Genomic DNA, 15,175 nt, shown 5'->3' on the forward strand with positions numbered 1-15,175 from the left:
GAACAGAAATTTGTCTAACAGGTGATCACCTTTCTCTTTTTCCGATCTTGAACGCAAATTTATTTTGCGATTTTTGCTCTTTACGCAAAAAACAAATGCAAAATTATTTTGCGGAGGCTTCTCAAATTATACCCATCCGCGGAATCGCGATGCTTCTGCCGATTTTCTGATGCCCGTCATGTAAGCCGCCAAACGCATATCCACTTTATGTGTTGCCGCTGTCTGATAAATTGTTTCGAATGAGCTGACCATGACGTTTCTCAGTTTTTCTGCAACCTCTTCTTCTGACCAATAATATCCTTGGTTGTTTTGCACCCATTCAAAATAAGAAACCGTGACGCCGCCGGCACTCGCCAGGATATCCGGCACAAGCAGCACGCCTCTTTCATTCAGGATCTTAGTGGCATCAATGGTTGTCGGTCCGTTCGCCGCTTCAACGACGATTGACGCCTGAATGTTATGTGCGTTTTTGGCTGTGATTTGATTGGAGATCGCGGCAGGCACTAAAATATCGCAATCCTTTTCAAGCAGCTCCTCATTTGTGATGACGTCAGTAAATAAATTGGTGACCATACCGAAGCTGTCCCGTTTATCGAGCAAATAAGGGATATCAAGGCCGTCTGGGTTGTAGAGCCCGCCATTGGCATCAGAAATCCCGATCACCTTCGCGCCCGCATCGTGCATGAATTTGGCCAGGAAGCTACCCGCGTTTCCAAAGCCCTGTATGATGATGCGCGCGTTTTGCAGCTTGATCCCTTTTTTCTTCACCGCCTCTTCAATACAAATCGTGACGCCCTGTGCCGTCGCTGTTTCCCGTCCTTGCGATCCTCCCAAAACAAGCGGTTTACCTGTAATAAAGCCCGGAGAATCGAATTCCCGCAGCCGGCTGTACTCATCCATCATCCACGCCATAATCTGCGAATTGGTGTATACATCTGGAGCTGGAATATCCTTTGTCGGACCGACGATCTGGCTGATGGCACGGACATACCCCCTGCTCAGCCTTTCCAGTTCTCCAAATGACATTGTCCGCGGATCACAAATAATACCGCCCTTCCCGCCGCCGTAAGGAAGATTGGCAATCCCGCATTTGAGCGTCATCCAAATGGATAATGCCTTTACTTCCTCTTCATTAACTTCTGGATGGAAGCGAACGCCCCCCTTTGTCGGACCGACAGCATCATTGTGCTGTGACCGGTAGCCTGTGAACACTTTGACGCTCCCATTGTCCATTTTGACCGGAATGCGGACAGTGAGCATTCTCTGCGGCTCTTTCATGAGTTCATACATATCTCCCGGATAACCCAGCTTCCGAAGGGCTTCCTTAATGATTGTTTGGGTAGACAGAAATAAGTTAAGAGCTTCTTTTTCTTCATCTTTCGAGACTTGCTTTGCTGACATCTTTTTCACCTCATTGTTTTTTTGGCCGGCTGTAATGTAAGCGCTTTAAAAAATCAGCCCGCCAATTCCTTTCTTCATTGGATTCACCCTTATCATCATGCAAGATCCGTACCAGCTTTTGAATCCACAAAAAAAGAGACTGAAAACATCTCAGTCTCTGACTACAAATCTATCGATTAACGGGGATCAATCACCAGCTGCGTTTCAGCATAAAAACTGCCGATTCCCAAACCGTTTACTACATCGCCTTTAATCGTGTAAGTGCCTGCGCGAGGAAGAGTTTTACGCACCATGACGAGGTCAAATTCGGATGCGCCTAACAAATCAAGCGTAAGCGGGAGTCTGACTGTTTTTCCATCGTTTAAAATCTGTGTTTCTTTCAGTGTTCTTCCATTCACTGAATCTCTTGTCGTAGCATGAAACCCGTCAGGAAATTGAAATTCTACCGCTCCGAGAGAAAGCACCGCATTTGGTTTATATGTCACTTCAATATCAGAAGTGGTCCACTCTTTCGTGCTGTTAATTGTTTTTGCCTCGATTGATGCAGACTGTGCATGAGCTTGGCCCGAAGGAAGTAAGATTGATAGTAAAACAGCTGAACTGATGAATAATGAAGATACGAATGAAGTTCTTTTTAGCATGACATTTCCCCCTAATTGATTGTTGAAATTTGGCCAGAGCGTCCTCTGCAGAAAAAGCGCTTTTTCATAATTCGCGAATTACCAGTTCTTTTTCTTAAAAATTAATCTATCATCATTTTCCATGGAAGTAAATGTTTTTTAAGGAATATTAACACTTGGAATTCAATGAGAATTCCTTCCTGTTTATACAAGGTTCAAATGGACGATTTCTCTCTCTTTTTCTAGTAACATCCGCCTGACATTTTCTATCTTTTATCCTATTTTAAAAAAGGGCAAAAAAAAGTCGAAGATGCCTCTGCTCTTCGATTGATCACGTTCCTATTTTTATCTGAATTCAGTGTTCCAGTTAAAACCGATCGTCTCATCATTCCACGGAATTCTTTTTTCATCAGGCTGATCCGGGTTATACGACATGGTGGTAAAATAGATAATTGTCAGCGGTGTCTCTCCCAGCACTCTATATCCGTGAGCCACCCCTTTTGGGATTAATAACAGCATCGGGTTGTCTTCGCCCATATAATAGACGTCCGTTTCTCCTTTTGTCTTTGAATCCTCTCGAAGATCGTATAGGACAACCTGAGCGTGGCCGGTTGGGAAGAACCAGAGATCATCCTGCTTCTCATGATAATGAAATGCCTTAATCACACCCGGATAGCTTTTCGACCAAGAGGCCTGCCCAAAATGCTCAAGGAGATTCTCATCGTCCCGGACCAGCTCAGCAAAAAAGCCTCTGTCATCGCTATGCTTCATCAATTTTTTCACCTTGACTCCATCAATCACACGCACTGCTCCTTTCCTGCAAATACTCCCGTAACGCTTCCCGCCAGTGGCGGGGGCGGATGCCGGCTTCTTCAATAGCCCGATGGCTCAGCACAGAGTATGCCGGGCGGGGCGTTTTGTTCCCGTATTCCTCTGTCGTTACAGGCAAAATGGCTGTTTCCAGCCCGCTTTCTTCCATAATTGCCGTCGCAAACTCATACCAGCTGCATATGCCTGAATTGCTGACATGATAGATGCCCGGCGGATGGCTGAACAGCTTGATGACCGCTTCTGCTAAATCCTTCGTATAAGTCGGCGAACCAATTTGATCGCTGACAACCCGAAGCTCTTGTTTCGTTTCAGCAAGCTTCAGCATGGTTTCAACGAAATTACTGCCGCCATGTCCGTACACCCACGATGTTCTGATGATCGTGCTGTCTTTTGTCGTTAATCGTATCAGTTCTTCTCCGAGCCTTTTGCTTTTGCCATAAATGGTTTTCGGATCGAGGGGATCGTCTTCCCTATATGGCTGGGTTCCTTTCCCATTGAATACATAGTCCGTGCTGATATGAACATATTGAGCTCCGATGCGGGTTGACTCAAGCGCTGTATAATAAGCGCCGATTCCGTTAATCAAGTACGCTTTATCAAGCTCTTTCTCGCATTGATCAACCGACGTAAACGCGGCGCTATTGACCACGATATCCGGCTGATAATGGCCAAACGAATGCCGTACTGAGCGCTGGTCAGCAATGTTCATCATCTTCTTTGTTAACGCAATGACCTCATATCCGGCTTGCTTCAGCTGGCGGCATAGTTCCAAGCCAAGCTGTCCTCCCGCCCCAGTTACCAATACCTTTGTCAATCAGATCACCTTCTCATCGGTCATTGTCTGTATACCACTGAATCGTACGCGCAATGCCTTCTTCAAACGTCACTTCCTGCCGCCAGCCCAGTTCATTTTTCAGCTTAGATGCATTGATCGCATAGCGCCGGTCATGCCCTTTTCGGTCTTCCACGTGGGCGAACAATTCCTCACAGCCCAGATGCTTCAAAATGGCACTCGCCAGCTCTTTATTCGTGCGTTCATTTCCGCCGCCGATGTTATACACCTCTCCGTCGGTCCCTTTTTCTAAAATCAGCTTGATCGCGCGGCAATGATCCTCCGCAAACAGCCAGTCTCGGATCTGGAGTCCATCGCCATACAGCGGAACAGGCAGGCCCTGCTTCGCATGACGGATAATCGTCGGAATCATTTTTTCGCTGTGCTGATAAGGTCCGTAATTGTTGCTGCATCGTGTAATGATGGCCGGAAGCTTGTGGGTTTTCACATAAGACAACACGAGCAAATCTGAGCTTGCTTTGCTGGCTGAGTATGGGTTATTAGGAGAAAGCGGCGTCGTTTCTGTAAACGCGGGATCATCCGCTTTTAAATCCCCGTACACCTCATCTGTTGAAATATGAATCAGCTTCTTGGCTTTTCCTTTCAAGACCGCTTCCGCCAATCGGTAAGTCCCCATGACATTTGTGGTGATAAACGGCTCCGCTTGGGAAATGCTTCTGTCCACATGCGATTCTGCTGCGAAGTGAATGACGCCGTCGTAAGTCTCGTCAAACGCCCGGTCGATATCCTCCTGAACGCTGATGTCCCCTTTTACAAAGCGAAAACGGCTGTTTTGCTGTAATTTTTCCATTTCCTCCGGGTGGCTGGCATACGTCAGTTTATCTAAAACGGTAATGCGCGCATCCGTTTCCCTCAGCATGAGCTTTGTAAACGTGAGCCCGATGAAGCCGGCCCCGCCTGTAATTAAATATGATTTTGCCATCACTTTTCGTCCTGTCCTTTCCGTAAAGCCTGGTGTACAAGCTGGGAAGCGAGATAAAGCGATTCGTGAGTTCCGGCATCTACCCACCAGCCTGATAACACATCATACGTAAGCTGGCTGTTTTCGATGTATAGATTATTAACATCGGTGATTTCCAGCTCGCCGCGCTTTGATGGTGATATTTGTTCAATATACGAAAACACCTCTGCATCATACATATAAATGCCGGTAACACAAAGGTTGGTCGGTGGCTGTTCGGGCTTTTCGATGATGGAACGAATCCGCTTGTTTTTCTCATCAATCTCAGCAATCCCGAAACGTTCCGGGTCATCAACTTCTTTCAGAAGCACTTTTGCTCCTTTCCCCTGCTGTTCAAAGCGTTCTGTATAAGGCTTTAATGAATCTTCAAATATATTATCACCTAATAATAAAATGAAAGACTCTTTTTTCGTAAAGCGCTTTGCATAAGACAGCCCATCCGAAATGCCCGATGCTGCCGGCTGTACTTGATAAGTGATAGTAACGCCAAGCTCTTCCCCGTTCCCAAGCAGTTTGTAAAATTGCGGCATATGCTCCTTTTGGCTGATGAGTAAAATGTCTTTTATTCCGGCTTCCTCCAGCTTCATAATCGACCAGTATATCATCGGATACGGGCCTACAGGAAGCAAATGCTTGTTGACGGCTTTCGTTAAGGGCATAAGGCGTGAGCCGTTTCCTCCGGCTAAAATAACACCTTTCACATTAACACTTCCTTACATGCATTTTTATATCTCTTGTTCATATAAATCTTGAAGAATAGCTGTTACCCGTATAATGCCTTTGCCATCCACGAGCGGCCTTCCTCCCTTGTGCAAAGAAAGGCGAAGAGGATAGCTGCTCATAATGCGTGACATCTGATAGATGAGTGTTTCATCCGGTACAAGCTCACCCAATCCAAGATCAAGAGCGGCGCCTTGGCCAGCAAATGTTTTTGCTGTTGCCGTTTGATGCTCAACCTGAGAAAGAACAAGGCACGGCACGCCGATGCAAATGGCTTCATATAGAGAGATGCCGCCGGCGACAATGGCTGCGTCCGCTTGTTTCATCAAACCTGCCATATCATTTGTCTGTTCGATCATCTTGTACTGCGGCTTCTTTTCGATCCGCCTTCGCACTGCCTCTTGATGCGGTGAAGCGCTCCCCATCACAAACATCATGTTTTTGTCTTTTATGTCGGGGACTTGATCAGCGGCAGCCAGCACTTTAAAAATAAGCTGCTTCGGATCACTTCCTCCTAATGCAACAAGGATATTGCGGCAGTCTTTCTTAAGTGTGTAATCCTCTCTAGCGGCCTGAAAGGCGGGGTGAAGAATAAGATAGTCCGGACCTTCATAGATGCGTGTGTTTCCCTGAACGTACACCCTGCTTCTGATGTGACCGTAAATTCCGTTAATGACTGCGTCACTATATTGAATCGATTTACCGTTTTTCTCTTCAAAAAGAACAATTTTCGCATCTGTCTCCGTCTTTATTTTCTTTAACAGCTCTGCAGGCGCGCCTAGAATATCAAACAAAAGCAAATCAAGCTTCTTGCTTTTTATTTCCCGGAGAATAAATTCGTGCTGCTGCAGCTCCGGCTTTACGATGACACGCCAATGCTCTTCATGAAGAAACGCTTCAGACTCCTGATTCGTATAAAACGTAATCAAGCATCGCTGTTTGAGCACCTCCGCAAGCCTCTTCATCCGGACAACATGGCCCATTCCCTTTTCATAGCCGCCGTCTGCGAAGATCCCAACATGCATGGCTAGTCAGCCTCTCGTTCGGTTGCCGCATCGGGGTTCCGGTTCAGAAGGGTGATAAGCTCTGAGGCGGATACATCGGGGCGCTCGCCTGCTTTTTGATAGAGGCCCTTTATCGATTCATAGTCTTCCTTTGTATCAATGGTCAGCCGATATTGAGGGGCGCGAAATCGTTCCGGCGCCTCTAAAAACTGAACACGATAAAGAGCTGGATGATTCCTTATATATAACGTGACATGCTCCTGATATTGATCCTCCAAAGCCTGAATACGGCTGATGTCAATTAACAGGTTGGCGTTGACCACTTCGCCGCAAATCCCTAATGGCGCATTCAGGATATACGTATAATCCGATCCTTGATCAAAATGCGCCTTAATCATTACATCGAGCAGCTCAGGATCGACAAACGGATTATCACCTGTTAACCGGATGATGACTGACGGTTTAACAGCTTCTATGACCTTCACAAACCTATCGAGGACACGTTCTTCGCTCCCGCGGAAAACACGAAAGCCTTGTTTGATACAGTGCGCCTCTAATATGTCGTCAGTTTCTTTGTCAGACGTGGCGATGACAAGATTATCCCGATCCTTTTGGTAAAACGCGCTTTGCCGGACACGGTGAACGAGAATATCAAGTAAACGATTCGATCCGAGCGGCCGAAGCACTTTTCCCGGAAGCCTTGTTGAACCCATTCTTGCCTGAATGATAAAGAGAATATCATTCATGAAACGGGCTGTCCTTCAGTAAAATGTCATCCCAGATAATTCCTGTGTCGGCCGGAATGTCTCTTACAGCCCGAACACCGCTGGTCAGCAGTTCAAAAAATCTCGGGTGCAGCCCCTGCGGCTTTTGTCCGGGCCGAAGCACTGCGATATTGTCTTCACTAAAGGCTTCACCTTTTTGAATCGGAGCTGTTGTAAAAATGCCTCTGTATGCAAAATTTCTGATTTCTCCTTCGATGGAGGTTGTTGTTTTGTATGAACTGCCAAGCAGTTTTTCAGAGACCGGCTTTGTGATCCCCTGTTTCAGCTCAGCTTCCGTTTTCCTGATGCCATCGACCATTTCTTTCAATTCATCCGGATTTAATGCAAACGAGTGGTCGGCACCCGGCAGATCTTTATCGATCGTAAAATGCTTTTCTATCAGTTTTGCTCCGAGCCGAACCGCGGCACACGGCGCTTCTGTCGGATGCTCGCTATGATCGGAGAAGCCGATGACCGCCTCAGGAAAAGCGGCGGCAAGCATCGGAATGACGCTGAGGTTGCTGTACTCCGGCGGTGCTGGGTATTTCGCCACACAATGCATTATGGCAATTTGATTGTTTCCCTCTGCCCTGATGGTGCGCCAAGCTTCGTGAACATCAGAGATTTCAGCTCCGGCTGTCGAGAAAATCATCGGCCTGTTCAGCCGGGCGACATATTTGAGCAGCGGGAGATGGTTAATTTCATAGGATGCGATTTTAAAAGCGCTCGGCGAGGTAGACTGAAGCAGATCAGCTGACCCCTCGTCACATACCGTACTTAAAAAGATCACCTGCTTTTCGCGGCAGTAATCCAATAGCGGTAAAATCCACTCAGCAGGCATTTCCATAGATTGAACCAAAGAAAAAATAGAGACGTCCTTGCCCGCTGCCGTCTTGTACAAACCAGGATCTTTCTGGTACATCCTATCAGCTTGGAACATTTGAAATTTCACGGCATCCGCTCCCGCTTCCGCCGCGGCGTCTATCAGCGCAAAAGCCTGATCAAGCTTCCCGTCATGATTAATCCCCGCCTCAGCAATAATAAAAACAGGAGCGTCTTTGCCTACAGTTTTATTCGCGATCTGAAACGCTGCCATTATTTCGCCTCCTTGCCCGGCCAAATATGATAATAGTAATACGATTGTTCAGCGGTGAAGCCCATTCGTTCATAAAGGCGGATCGCCCTTACATTGTGAAGCTGCGTCCCCGCTGTTACCGTTCTATGCTTCTGGGTCTCCGGTTGTTCTATGAGATTCGCCAATAAATGAAACGCAATACGTTTTCCTTCAAATCCCGGCTTTACAGCCATCAAATCGAGAATGCACTCATCATCTCTTGATAAGCCCTGAAGATAGCCGATGACCTCGCCATTGTGTTTAGCGACAATATTGACCGCCGCCCTTCCATTCAGATTGTTTCGTGTCCACTCCTGAAATATTTTGTTTGCTGCATCGCGGCTGAGATGAGGATCCTGAAAATATCTGCTTTTTGTAAACGAGTCTCGGGCCAGCTCACATATCGCTTCTGTGTCCCCGGGCTCAGGCGGGCCCAGTTCAAAAAATGGCGGTGTTTTGTCATAAAAAGACGGAGGCATCGCCAGCTTCAGCAAACTCCCGACAAAGTAAGAGGATGGCTGCTGCTGTATCACATGCGCGGCTCCGATATCTTCAGCCGGAACGCGGACAAAGATAAAATCCGTTTCATCCATTTGGCGTACAGTATAAAAAGCTTCAAACAGCCTCTTTAGCTGCCCGGTACTATTTGCCGCAAGAAGTTTGACGTTCATGACTTTCTTCTGAAGCACCTTGCTTTCCCACAAAGAATCTTCGTAAAGCAATACGCCTTGGAGCCTGCTGTTTTCAAAAAGGCCGAGGGAAAATTGATACGGAACATCCAGAGTAAGCTGTCGGCTTTGGAGAAATTCCTCAATCAACTCTTTGGAGACATTTTCTTTTACCGTATACATTTAATCAGCCCCTTTTACGATATCCCACACAGCTTCAATGACATCATCTACATCGTCGTCAGACATTGACGGATAGAGCGGGAGAGAAAGGGTTCGTTTATAGTAATTCATGGCATTCGGAAAGTCCGCTTCCTTATATCCAAATTGCTTTTGATAATACGGATGAATGTGTACTGGAATAAAATGAACGCTAGTGCCGATATTGTATTCATCCTTTAAAGCCGTAATCATTTCGCTGCGCGTAACCCCGGCCTTTTTTTCATTAACTTGCAGAACATATAGATGCCAGGCGTGCCTGCCGTCATCATGGACAAACGGCGTGATCAGCCCAGGAATCTGCTGAAAAGCGGTTTGATAGCGGCCGGCAATCTCTTCTCTCCGTTTCTGCATATCATCCAGCCGTTTCAGCTGATGAAGTCCGAGGGCCGCCTGCAAATCAAACATATTCATCTTATAGCCGGGCGATTCGACTTCATAGTACCAGCTGCCATTTGATGAATAACGGTTCCATGCGGCTTTACTCATGCCGTGAAGGCTTAGCACCCGGATCTTATCGGCAAGCTCCTCATCATCAGTCGTCAGCATGCCGCCTTCCCCTGTCGCGAGGTTTTTGGTGGCGTAAAAGCTGAATGCCGTTGCATCCCCGATAGAACCGATCATTCTTTGCTTATAAGTCGTATATACCGCATGTGCCGCATCCTCCAGCACGAATAAACCATGATTTTGGGCAATAGCCAATATTGCATCCATATCGCAGGACTGCCCGCCAAAGTGGACGGGCACAACTGCTTTCGTTTGCGGTGTGACGGCCGCCTCAAGCTTTACCGGGTCAATATTGAGCGTGTTTTCGTCAATATCCGCAAACACAGGCGTCGCTCCTGTATGAATAATCGTATTGGCGGTCGAGCTGAACGTAAGCGGAGAGGTAATGACCTCGTCCCCGGGCCCGATCCCTTTTGCTTTCAAAGCCAAAAATAAAGCTGCGGTACATGAATTCACCGCCACGGCGTGCTTCGCCCCGACAAACGCGGCAAACTCTTTTTCAAACTGCTGAACCTTCGGGCCTTTAGAGAGCCATCCCGATTCAAGCGTTTCTGTAACCTCCTGAATTTCTTCCTTACCGATTAACGGCAATGAGTAAGGGAGAAAATGATTTCTCTTTTGCACCATTTCTTTGCGCTCCTATCATTTTATTCAGTATCTTCCCGCCTGTAATCAACCCCTGTTTTGGCTTTCAGTTCCGCAAATAAAGCATTTGTTGATTCTGCCACCGGATAATTAGCCGCTATGAATGCCAGGCGCGCCTCTTCTGCTTTTTGATGCACGTCGGGACTTCGAAGAACCTCAACCAAGGTGTGCGCCAGTTCATCCGGCTGGTCAAACATAAAATCGCCAAGAGACTCATAATACGGATACGAGCGATTTCCGGACGATTTTCCTATCAGCACAGGCTTTTGAAACAGCATGGCTTCAAGACCGACTGTCGAGGTTTGCGTCACTGCGGCATCAACATACGGCAGCAAATCATAAAGCTCCAGCTCCTTTTTGATGACTCTGCATGCTTGATGTTTTTTCGCCGCCTCGTGATACAGATCAAGCTTGTTTTTTCCGATTTCCCACGGGTGGGGTTTGATAATGATTTGCAGCTGCTTCTGATCAGAAAGCCCCTGCAGCACACCGGAATAAAAGTCTTCTGAAAAGGGCTGAGTGGCAATGAGCACAATTTTTTTAGTCGGCTGAAAAGCAAGTTTTCGATAGAATATGGACATATCCATAGGCGTTCTGTTAAAAATCTGATCGAAGCGGGGATGTCCCGTTACGAGAATCTGCTCGGGTTTACAGCCTTTTCGTATGAACCACTCTGCTTCATACGCACCAAAAACAGCTTGATAGCTTGTAAAAACAGGAATGAAGGCTTCATCTCCCATCAATGCGCCATGCTGAAGACAAATGCTGACGGCCCCTTTTCTTTGACACATGAGAGCGAGCACCCTGCTATAAATGTCTTCTGCCGTTCCGACAATAACAGCTGAAATCTTTTCCTGCTCAAACAGCGCATCAACTGTATCAATGGCCTCTATAAATAAAGGAATATCTTTGAAAAGCCGGTCGCGAAACGCTTGATCACCAAATGCCGGGTGATCATCATAAGGGGCCAGAAGCGAACAGGCTGTTTCGAGATACTGCTTCGAATCGCCTTTTTGGCATGAATCCGCAATCTCCCGCTTGCTAATTACAGGCAGATCACAATAATGCGGCAAACTCCATCTGGCCAAAACAGCCGTTTTTTCAGGATCAAATTGATAGTAATTTTCGTTTGAAAAACGCAGGTAATCAAAGTGCAAAATGACTTTCCCTTTAACAGGTTCGTCATTTGTTTTAACGATGTTTTGGATTCTTTCTTCAAAAAACGGCTGAATCTGTCCCTCATCGATATGCTGATCCACCGATCCGAATAATTCCGGTTCTTCTTCCATCATCACCCTCAGTTCAGGGCTGATGTATTGATAAAAATTACTGATAAGCCCAAGCGGAATCCCTTTGTAGCGAAGTTTGTCAAAAAGCTCCACGTACTTCCGGTACAGCACCCAATAATTGCTTAAATAGGCCGACAAGCTCTCACCCCATTCCAAGCTTTTTTAATGATTCACGCAGTTCTCGGCAATTTCGCTGCGGAGGAAGGTTCCTGACAAATTCATTTTTTTCTGATTCAAACAGCTGAAAGTGAATCGATTGGTCGGTAATATAATTCAGGTCCAGCTCCTCATCCAGTGGGTAAAACGGATAAAAATGATTGACTCTCCAAAAGAACCGGGCATCTCCTATACGGTAAAACGCCGGGCTTTCATCCCAATAGGAGCCAAACTTCTCCTTTACCTTCTCAAGCACCGAATACCTGTGCATCACCGAGCAATGATCAATTGCGCACGGCGCGTTCCATGTCACTTGAGCGGCAGGCCTGACAGTTTCTTTTACAATGTCGCGATTCTCGTTTAAATGATAGGTTTTGGAGGCTGAGTAAATCACAGCCTTTTCAGAATGGGTATCGAGCTCCCGCACCATTTTCAGGAGGCGGTCCGGCATATAGATGTTGTCATCCGTCGCATAGGTGATATATTCACCCTCCGCCATCTCAATCGCCTGATTGATCAGTGCCGCGTATCTCGTTTTTTCTGTTCTTTCCTTCACTCCAGATACATCGCTTTGATAAAAACGCACTCGGTTATCATTCAAAAAAGGACGGATTACATTCAGCGTCTCTTCATTGGAGTTGTCATCCATAATAAACAATTCAAAATCTGAAAACGTTTGTGAGAGTATGCTAGAAATGGACTTTGCCACATAATCGCTTTTGTTATAGCTCGTCATAATGACTGATACTTTAGGCAAATCCTACACCTCCTTCTTGGAACTTCACACCTGAAACTATCGTTATCTTATGTTGCTTATGCTCAAGTTGCGCTAGGGATACAAACCAATATGCGAAAAGTTTGTGTATGTCTCTGAAAAACAGCGGCTGCCCAGAGCGAAATCTGATCGGTCCGCTGTTCTTTTTCAGCATAATCCAAGCATCAGCCTCATAAGGTGAAAGAGATAAAAATCGCACCAGCGACTAAGATCGTTTTCCATCGGAGGTGAGTCATCGCGGAGCGTTCACCTATACATCCAGAACATGTTTTGAATGGTTTTCATAAAAAGGAGGAACGATATGAAACCGAAAAAAAATCAATATCAGCAAATGCAGGCATTTGATAATATGCAGGGGTATCAGCCTCAGTTTGGCGCCAACCCGTACCCGCAGCAAGGCCAAGGCTCACAAATGCAGACAATGGGGATGCAGCCAATGATGCCAATGCAGCAGGGACAGCAAGGACAACAAGGACAGCAGGGGTTTGGATTCCCGGGCCAGCAGCAGGGCGGCGGTTTTCAAATTCCATCGGGGCCTACACCGTCAGGACCGGGCCAAAGCGTTCCCGGCATGCTGCCTGTTGAGGAATCTTACATCGAGAATATTTTGCGCCTGAATCGGGGAAAAACGGCCACCATTTATATGACATTTGAAAACAGCAAGGAATGGGGCTCGAAGATTTTTCGCGGCGTCATCGAAGCTGCGGGCCGGGATCACATTATTATCAGCGACCCGAAATCAGGAACACGCTACCTGCTCCTGACAATCTACCTCGATTACATTACATTTGATGAAGAAATTGCTTATACGTATCCATATTCCATGGCGTCCTATTCGCCAAGATAAGAAAAAAGCCAATCACTCATATGATGAGGATTGGCTTTTTTGTTTATAGATATTTGACGGCTGCGACAACGATCATAATCCAAGAAATAATAAACGCCACACCGCCGAGCGGGGTGATCGCTCCAAGAATGGAGATTTGCGTCACACTTAGAATATATAAGCTTCCGGAAAACAGCACAATTCCCGCAAACATCAGCCAGCCGGCTGTCGTGACACTGCCTATGCCGGATAATTTATCAGCCAGAAACGCGACAACGAATAACCCAAGGGCGTGATACATATGATACTGCACACCTGTGTGCCAAACCTGAAGATACTTATCAGGTATTTTCCCTTCTAATCCGTGAGCGCCGAATGCTCCGAGTCCCACGGCAAGCAGGGCGTTAATGGCCCCTAATATGATAAAAACTTTCATCTATCTCTCCCGCCTTTTCGTTAAACTCATATCATTTATCTTATCGCACCTGCACCAAAATTCAATGTTTGTTCTCCGTTGACACGAGATTGTCGGATTTTCTCCTGCGCCAAAGCTGGAACTGGTCAGCAGCTATTGCAGCAAGCGTCCCTAATACGAGCCCGTTGCTTAATAGAGAAATAAATACCGGATGCAATCCCTTTAACGCAGTTTCAGGAACAAACATGATACCGACCCCTGTCAGCAGCGAGATGCCGATGATAGACCTCACCCTTTTTGATTCTTCTTTCTCATATGAATCAAATTCGGCAAAGGCCAGACCGCCCATTGCGGAGAACACAACAAAATTCACCGCAAATCCAACGGGTGACGGCAGGCTCGCAAACGTATTCATAAAAAACGGGATCACGCTGATCACGATAACCAGAATACTGCCGAGCATAAACGGTTTTTTAGAAGGCATTTTGGTCGTTTCAATAAAACCTGCGGCTCCCGAAATCGGAACAGGCGCAATAGCTCCCGTCAAACCGCTAAGCAGATGGCTGAATGAAGCGGCAAAACCGGCATGGCGTTCATGATGCTTTCCATCAGGCTGTTTGCTGAATTTTTTCACGGCGATGTCCACGACCTTCATGCTCGCCAGCATATTCACGATCAGCAAGATGGTAATAAAAATAGAAGTGATGATCAGGCCGCTGTTAAATAACGGGGTCCCAAAAGGAAACAGGGAAGGCAGCTGAAACAGCCGGTCCGGCATTTCAATCGGCTTTGCCGCTCCGGCAGCCGCAAACAGCACCCATCCGCCGAACAAGGCTAATAAAATAGAATATTGCTTAAAAAACATGATGTTCGAATTTGTCATTATAAAGGCGGCAGCGATCACAACAAGCGCCAGACCAAATACAAGACCGTCCACCCCGTCCTGTCGATAACCGATTCCGAGAATTCCTTTTATAATGGGCTGACTCAGCTGCATGACAAGAAGCAATAAATAGACGCCCGTTACAACCGGAGTAAACAATTTTGCAAGTCTGTCAATGACCTTGAAAACACTTAACAAAAAGAAACATACAGCGCTTACAAGAAGAGCTCCCTGCAACCCCCGCAGTGTGTCTCCATATGTCGCAAACACAGTTCCCGTCAGCCCTGCGTAGATCGTATACACTCCCCACCACAAGCCGGCTGGGCTTTCATTAATCGGCAGTCTGTGGCCTTTCAAACACTGAATGACGGCGGCAATTCCCAGTACAAAAAAAGTGCTTTGAATCAATCTTGCAGAATCTGAGTGATCCAGATGAAACGACTGGGCAACCGCCACCGGAACAACAATCGCCGCAGCAATGATAAACGCTGTCCATTGCAACGCGCCAAGAACCAATTTCACGT

The 15,175-nt window shown here is 46.6% G+C and carries 16 protein-coding genes; 1 reads left to right on the forward strand and 15 read right to left on the reverse strand.

What is annotated here, in order from left to right; translation table 11 throughout:
* Nucleotides 1-126: 126 nt before the first annotated feature.
* The 13 genes from rocG to spsA form a co-directional block, all read right to left on the reverse strand.
* Nucleotides 127-1,401: a glutamate dehydrogenase gene (rocG, locus tag AC07VD_RS03580; protein WP_015250966.1), complete on the reverse strand. Its 1,275-nt coding sequence runs from the start codon at nt 1,399-1,401 to the stop codon at nt 127-129.
* A 176-nt stretch (nt 1,402-1,577) separates the two neighbouring features.
* Complete coding sequence (bslB, locus tag AC07VD_RS03585; protein WP_003227472.1) at nt 1,578-2,042, reverse strand: biofilm surface layer hydrophobin BslB; 465 nt, start codon at nt 2,040-2,042, stop codon at nt 1,578-1,580.
* A 324-nt stretch (nt 2,043-2,366) separates the two neighbouring features.
* Entirely contained in the window at nt 2,367-2,822 is a 456-nt protein-coding gene (locus AC07VD_RS03590) for a dTDP-4-dehydrorhamnose 3,5-epimerase family protein (protein WP_014481242.1), read from the reverse strand.
* Nucleotides 2,815-3,666: a dTDP-4-dehydrorhamnose reductase gene (gene rfbD / locus AC07VD_RS03595; protein WP_015250965.1), complete on the reverse strand. Its 852-nt coding sequence runs from the start codon at nt 3,664-3,666 to the stop codon at nt 2,815-2,817. Before rfbD ends, AC07VD_RS03590 begins: the two co-directional genes overlap by 8 nt.
* A gap of 13 nt (nt 3,667-3,679) precedes the next feature.
* Nucleotides 3,680-4,627: a dTDP-glucose 4,6-dehydratase gene (gene rfbB, locus AC07VD_RS03600; RefSeq protein ID WP_029726219.1), complete on the reverse strand. Its 948-nt coding sequence runs from the start codon at nt 4,625-4,627 to the stop codon at nt 3,680-3,682.
* Nucleotides 4,627-5,367 (reverse strand): sugar phosphate nucleotidyltransferase, encoded by a 741-nt coding sequence (locus AC07VD_RS03605; protein WP_014478328.1) that lies wholly within the window; start codon nt 5,365-5,367, stop codon nt 4,627-4,629. The genes rfbB and AC07VD_RS03605 overlap by 1 nt, the downstream gene beginning before the upstream one ends.
* Nucleotides 5,368-5,391: 24 nt before the next feature.
* Nucleotides 5,392-6,411: a PseG/SpsG family protein gene (locus tag AC07VD_RS03610; protein ID WP_024572043.1), complete on the reverse strand. Its 1,020-nt coding sequence runs from the start codon at nt 6,409-6,411 to the stop codon at nt 5,392-5,394.
* A 2-nt stretch (nt 6,412-6,413) separates the two neighbouring features.
* Nucleotides 6,414-7,136 (reverse strand): glycosyltransferase family protein, encoded by a 723-nt coding sequence (locus AC07VD_RS03615; RefSeq protein WP_494721542.1) that lies wholly within the window; start codon nt 7,134-7,136, stop codon nt 6,414-6,416.
* Nucleotides 7,129-8,250 (reverse strand): N-acetylneuraminate synthase family protein, encoded by a 1,122-nt coding sequence (locus AC07VD_RS03620; protein WP_080529937.1) that lies wholly within the window; start codon nt 8,248-8,250, stop codon nt 7,129-7,131. The genes AC07VD_RS03615 and AC07VD_RS03620 overlap by 8 nt, the downstream gene beginning before the upstream one ends.
* Nucleotides 8,250-9,119, reverse strand: coding sequence for a GNAT family N-acetyltransferase (locus tag AC07VD_RS03625; RefSeq protein ID WP_014481248.1), 870 nt, complete (start codon nt 9,117-9,119; stop codon nt 8,250-8,252). The genes AC07VD_RS03620 and AC07VD_RS03625 overlap by 1 nt, the downstream gene beginning before the upstream one ends.
* Nucleotides 9,120-10,289: a DegT/DnrJ/EryC1/StrS family aminotransferase gene (locus tag AC07VD_RS03630; RefSeq protein WP_494721541.1), complete on the reverse strand. Its 1,170-nt coding sequence runs from the start codon at nt 10,287-10,289 to the stop codon at nt 9,120-9,122.
* 20 nt (nt 10,290-10,309) lie between these two features.
* Nucleotides 10,310-11,734, reverse strand: a complete 1,425-nt coding sequence (locus AC07VD_RS03635; protein WP_024572039.1) for a CDP-glycerol glycerophosphotransferase family protein — start codon at nt 11,732-11,734, stop codon at nt 10,310-10,312.
* Between the two features lie 4 nt (nt 11,735-11,738).
* Nucleotides 11,739-12,509: a spore coat dTDP-glycosyltransferase SpsA gene (gene spsA, locus AC07VD_RS03640; protein ID WP_101169660.1), complete on the reverse strand. Its 771-nt coding sequence runs from the start codon at nt 12,507-12,509 to the stop codon at nt 11,739-11,741.
* 319 nt (nt 12,510-12,828) lie between these two features.
* On the opposite strand from spsA, the gene gerQ reads away from it, so the two are divergent.
* Nucleotides 12,829-13,374 carry a spore coat protein GerQ gene (gene gerQ / locus AC07VD_RS03645; protein WP_003227448.1) on the forward strand — a complete coding sequence of 182 codons (546 nt, stop codon included), beginning with the start codon at nt 12,829-12,831 and terminating at the stop codon, nt 13,372-13,374.
* A 43-nt stretch (nt 13,375-13,417) separates the two neighbouring features.
* Here the strand turns inward: gerQ and AC07VD_RS03650 are convergent, their stop codons facing one another.
* Together AC07VD_RS03650 and AC07VD_RS03655 are read right to left on the reverse strand one after the other, a co-directional pair.
* Nucleotides 13,418-13,789, reverse strand: coding sequence for a DUF423 domain-containing protein (locus AC07VD_RS03650; RefSeq protein ID WP_003227446.1), 372 nt, complete (start codon nt 13,787-13,789; stop codon nt 13,418-13,420).
* A 61-nt stretch (nt 13,790-13,850) separates the two neighbouring features.
* Nucleotides 13,851-15,173, reverse strand: coding sequence for a purine/pyrimidine permease (locus AC07VD_RS03655; protein WP_015384975.1), 1,323 nt, complete (start codon nt 15,171-15,173; stop codon nt 13,851-13,853).
* Nucleotides 15,174-15,175: the final 2 nt, after the last annotated feature.

It is taken from the genome of Bacillus sp. GW821-FHT01G09 (genome assembly GCF_059422205.1).

Bases quoted from the DNA above. Each gene is read 5' to 3' on its own strand.
- rocG (WP_015250966.1), bottom strand. From the start codon at position 1,401: ATGTCAGCAAAGCAAGTCTCGAAAGATGAAGAAAAAGAAGCTCTTAAC.
- bslB (WP_003227472.1), bottom strand. From the start codon at position 2,042: ATGCTAAAAAGAACTTCATTCGTATCTTCATTATTCATCAGTTCAGCT.
- rfbB (WP_029726219.1), bottom strand. From the start codon at position 4,627: ATGGCAAAATCATATTTAATTACAGGCGGGGCCGGCTTCATCGGGCTC.
- AC07VD_RS03610 (WP_024572043.1), bottom strand. From the start codon at position 6,411: ATGCATGTTGGGATCTTCGCAGACGGCGGCTATGAAAAGGGAATGGGC.
- AC07VD_RS03615 (WP_494721542.1), bottom strand. From the start codon at position 7,136: ATGAATGATATTCTCTTTATCATTCAGGCAAGAATGGGTTCAACAAGG.
- AC07VD_RS03620 (WP_080529937.1), bottom strand. From the start codon at position 8,250: ATGGCAGCGTTTCAGATCGCGAATAAAACTGTAGGCAAAGACGCTCCT.
- AC07VD_RS03625 (WP_014481248.1), bottom strand. From the start codon at position 9,119: ATGTATACGGTAAAAGAAAATGTCTCCAAAGAGTTGATTGAGGAATTT.
- AC07VD_RS03630 (WP_494721541.1), bottom strand. From the start codon at position 10,289: ATGGTGCAAAAGAGAAATCATTTTCTCCCTTACTCATTGCCGTTAATC.
- gerQ (WP_003227448.1), top strand. From the start codon at position 12,829: ATGAAACCGAAAAAAAATCAATATCAGCAAATGCAGGCATTTGATAAT.
- AC07VD_RS03650 (WP_003227446.1), bottom strand. From the start codon at position 13,789: ATGAAAGTTTTTATCATATTAGGGGCCATTAACGCCCTGCTTGCCGTG.